The sequence below is a fragment of the Sphingobium sp. Ant17 genome, assembly GCF_000588875.1.
Lineage (GTDB): Bacteria > Pseudomonadota > Alphaproteobacteria > Sphingomonadales > Sphingomonadaceae > Sphingobium.
The window spans coordinates 1-3885 of the sequence record NZ_JEMV01000135.1; the positions used below are offsets into that span (position 1 = coordinate 1).

Here is a 3885-nt window from a genome sequence, read left to right on the forward strand (position 1 = left end):
CCCGCCGCCCGCCAGCAACCCGCGCCAGCGCCACCGGCCGCGCCGATCACCGTGCCCTTGTCGCGGCCCTTCTTGCCCTGCAACAGGCAATAGCGCACATCGTCGCGATCGCGCGGCGCAGCCCGCGCCACCCGCGCCCGCTCCTTGCTGCTCAGCGACGCCGCCAGCACCGGGGACGCCACTAATGTCACGCCCACCAGGGCACCCAAAATCTTGACCGTCTTCATGCGCTTGCTCCATAAGCTCTTGATATGATGCAGCCGAAACGATCGAACGCCGCCGCAAGTTCCTTGCCTCACAACCCCCGCACCTGCGCCACGCCCTGCCGCCCCAGCATCAACTCGCTCAGCGCCCACACCAACGCATCCGCCCGATCCGGCGATCGCCCCGGCCCCTCATAGCCGCCGCCCAGCACCAGCCCGCACATCTCATCCTCCAGCGCCGGGAAAGCCCCGCGATGCGCGACCCGCCCGGCTTCGTACAAAGCCGCCACCGGCTCCGCCCGCGCCACCTTGCCCCGGCTCGCATGGACCAGCCGCACCGGCAGCGTCTGCGCCGCCGCGCGCAGCACGCTGTCCACCATCGCGCCACCATTATTCGCCTCGGCCACCACCTTGTCCGCGCCATGCACCAGCGCCGCCGCCGCCACCGCGCGCGCCCAGACTTCGGGCGAACAACCCTCGACGCTCGCATCCGCGATCACATAGCCGCGCCCGTCCCGGCCGAGGCCCACCACCACGATCCCGCACGCATCGCCATGCGCGGACGCGGGCGGATCGACCGCCACCACCACCCGCGTCAGCAGCGCAGCGTCCCCCGCGCCGCCCGGCACATGCGCCACCCGGCACCGCTCGATCAGGTCGCGGCTCCACAAAGCCCCCGCCACCTCCTCGATCAATTCGCCGTCCAGTTCCTGCCGCCCCAGCCGCGTGCCGCCATAGCTGCGCGTCATCGCCGCGATGAAGCCATCGGCCAGGTTGGCGCTATTTTCCACCGTCCGCCCGCGCGTCACGACGACATCGCCACCTGGACCAGCGCCCGCCACCAGCCGCCGCACCAGCGCCACCGGTCGCGGCGTCGTCGTCGCCATCACGCGGGGCGCGCTACCCAGCCGCATCGTCATCATCAGATTATCCCAGGCACTTTCCGCAAAGGGCCATTTGGCGATCTCGTCGGCCCAGCCATGGCTGAATTGCGGCCCGCGCAAACTCTCCGGCTCCGCCGCCCCGAACAAAGTCGCCACCGCGCCATTGGGCCAGATCAGCTTGCGCAGCGCAGGCGCAAAGACCGGCCGACACCACCAGGGCGCAATCGCCAGAAGGCCCGACGCCCCTTCCACCATCACCCGCCGCGCCTCGCCCAGCGTCGCGCCCACCAGCGCGATCCGCGCACCCGGATCACTCTCGGCAATCCCCCGCACCCATTCCGCCCCGGCCCGCGTCTTGCCAAAGCCGCGCCCCGCCATCATCAGCCAGATGCGCCAATCGCCCGGCGGCGCAACCTGCCCCGGCCGCGCCACCGCGCTCCAATCATGCGCCAGCGCCTCGCTCGCCACCGGGCCCAGCGACCGCAACAGCCGGTCGCGCTCGCCCGGCCGCTCGGCCAGCCATTCGATATGCGAACTCTGCATCGCCCTCCCCTCGTCAGGACGGCGACACCGCCCCCTACTTGCGCGGCGCCATGCCCCCGAACGTCACGATGCTCGCCGCGCCATCCTTACCGATCGCCGCCACGCCGATGAAATGATCGTCGACCACCACATCCTTCAGCACCGTTTCGGTCGCGCCGGTCACGACCCGGCTGTCCGCCCAATCCTGCGCATCGGCCCGCCGCCAGTAAACCTTGTAAGCCGCCGCCCCCGGCACCGCGTCCCAGAACACCCGCGTATCCATCGACAGCGCCCCATCGAGCGACACGACCGCGGGCGCAGCCGGCGCGCTGGCCAGCGTCCGCAACGCCGCGACATTGAGCGCCGTCACCTTCGCCAGATAGGGAAAGTCCATCCCCTTGACGGTATCGCCATAGTCGCGCCCCGCTTCGACGCGCAGATCCTGATGCTGCCGGTCATAATTTTCGATCCCCACCGAAAAGCGCACGGCGGGATAGCCCGCCTCCAGCAGCGGCGTATGATCGCCACCCCGCCCGAACCGATCGGGCCGCCGCACCGCGAACACATCCAGCCCGATCTGCGGATTGGCCTCGGCAATGTCATCGATCGCCTTGGCCAGCGCGCGCGACGGCCCGTCATCCTCGCCACCGATCCCGCGCCGCGTCATCCCCGCCTTGGCATCCTCGGCCGACCGTATTCCTTCGGAAAACACCCGCACCCGGTTAGCGACGATCCGGCCATTCTGCCCGGTCGTGTTGCCGACGATGTCGTTGTTCAACATCGCCCGCACCTGCCAACCCCGCGCCTTGGCGGTCTTGGCCAGCAACTTGCCGCCCAGCAAGCCCTGCTCCTCGCCCGACAGCAGCGCATAGACGATCGTCCCGTCGAACTTTTCGCCTGCCAGCACCCGCGCCGCCTCCATCACCAGCGCGCTACCCGACCCATTGTCGTTCGCGCCCGGCGCATCGCTGGTAAAATCCATCACATCGCTGACCCGGCTATCGATATGCGCGGCGATGATCACCACCTGGTTCGGGTCACCCGTCCCGGTCTGGATCGCCAGCACATCCACCACATCCGCGCCATCGGGCACCCGCGGCCCCGTAAATCGCTCCGACACGCTCTCGACCTTCAAACACCCCCCGCAGGTTTTGGATATCCGCGCAAACTCCGCCGCCGCCCACGTCCGCGCCGCCCCAATCCCCCGCTTGGGGTCGCTCGCCGACGAAAGCGTATGCCGCGTCCCGAAACTGACCAGTTTCTCGACGCTCGCCTTGAGCCGCGCAGGATCAGGCGCCTGGGTCTGGGCGATGGCAGGAGTGGAAAGCGCCGAAGCAGCAACGAGCAAGGTCATGATTTTCATGAGGGCCACCCTACCGCCTGCTACACAGCTGTAAAGCCGCCTTACCCGTCCATCTAAAGCCCTCTCCCGCTTGCGGGAGAGGGTTGGGTGAGGGTCTTCTTCTTCTCATTCTTCAAAAGCGCGATACGAATGGCCTCGATCACACCGTCAAAATTGTCCACCACATCGCTGTTCCAAAACCGCATGACGCGCAACCCGCGCGCTTCCAGAAACCCCGTCCGCGCCCGATCAGCCTCTTCGCTATGCTGGCCGCCATCGATTTCGATAACCATCGCGACTTCAACGCACAGAAAATCCACCACAAACGGCCCAACGGTCGCCTGTCTTCGGAATTTGAAACCTTCGAGTTGACGGTTGCGCAACGCGCGCCAGACCGCGCGCTCGACATCCGTCATGTCGCGGCGAAGGCGGCTCGCATGGGGGCTTATCTGGCGACGGACCGGATACATCGTTCACCGCCATACAGTAAGGAAGACCCTCACCCAACCCTCTCCCGCCTGCGGGAGAGGGCTTAAGGGGAAGTGGGTTAGCGGGCTTTATTTCAAGGGATGGGTCGACCAGCGCGGCGGTTATAGGCTTGGGCGAGGCTTTCCACCTTCTAGCCCTTGTGAGTTCACAAACGAAGTGCAACACCTCACACAGGTGCTGCCATGTCGAACTACAGCCAGTTATCGATTGAGGAGCGATGTTCGATTGCCCGGCTTCGCGAAGCCGGGCAATCGATCCGCAAAATCGCTGCAACTCTGGATCGCCAGCCGTCGACCATCGCGCGGGAGTTGAAGCGCAATGCCGGTTCCAAGGTCGGCTACCAACCTGCCTACGCGCAAGCGCAGGCAAATGCCCGGCGCTGGTCAGGGACCAGGCTGGAGCGCGACGATGCCTTGCGCGAGACAATCCTTGATCGCCTCGCCCA

The 3885-nt window shown here is 67.0% G+C and carries 5 protein-coding genes; 1 reads left to right on the forward strand and 4 read right to left on the reverse strand.

Going from position 1 to position 3885, the window contains the following annotated elements:
• The 4 genes from BF95_RS24595 to BF95_RS24610 all read right to left on the reverse strand — a co-directional run.
• Positions 1 to 227, reverse strand: a 227-nt coding sequence (locus BF95_RS24595; protein WP_043155415.1) for a hypothetical protein, incomplete at its 3' end; no start/stop codon positions are given.
• A gap of 68 nt (positions 228 to 295) precedes the next feature.
• Positions 296 to 1630 (reverse strand): DNA-packaging protein, encoded by a 1335-nt coding sequence (locus BF95_RS24600; protein WP_043155417.1) that lies wholly within the window; start codon positions 1628 to 1630, stop codon positions 296 to 298.
• Positions 1631 to 1664: 34 nt separating this feature from the next.
• The gene (locus BF95_RS24605) at positions 1665 to 2972 is read right to left on the reverse strand and encodes a M28 family peptidase (protein ID WP_043155419.1); all 1308 of its coding nucleotides are present in this window, start codon (positions 2970 to 2972) and stop codon (positions 1665 to 1667) included.
• A 53-nt stretch (positions 2973 to 3025) separates the two neighbouring features.
• Complete coding sequence (locus tag BF95_RS24610; RefSeq protein WP_081764287.1) at positions 3026 to 3421, reverse strand: endonuclease domain-containing protein; 396 nt, start codon at positions 3419 to 3421, stop codon at positions 3026 to 3028.
• Positions 3422 to 3622: 201 nt separating this feature from the next.
• Here BF95_RS24610 and BF95_RS24615 point away from each other — a divergent pair.
• Positions 3623 to 3885: helix-turn-helix domain-containing protein (locus BF95_RS24615; RefSeq protein WP_043155421.1), on the forward strand; the 263-nt coding region annotated here is incomplete at its 3' end.

Excerpts from the sequence above, each read along its gene's own strand:
- BF95_RS24600 (WP_043155417.1), bottom strand. The coding sequence starts at position 1,630 with ATGCAGAGTTCGCATATCGAATGGCTGGCCGAGCGGCCGGGCGAGCGC.
- BF95_RS24605 (WP_043155419.1), bottom strand. The coding sequence starts at position 2,972 with ATGAAAATCATGACCTTGCTCGTTGCTGCTTCGGCGCTTTCCACTCCT.
- BF95_RS24610 (WP_081764287.1), bottom strand. The coding sequence starts at position 3,421 with ATGTATCCGGTCCGTCGCCAGATAAGCCCCCATGCGAGCCGCCTTCGC.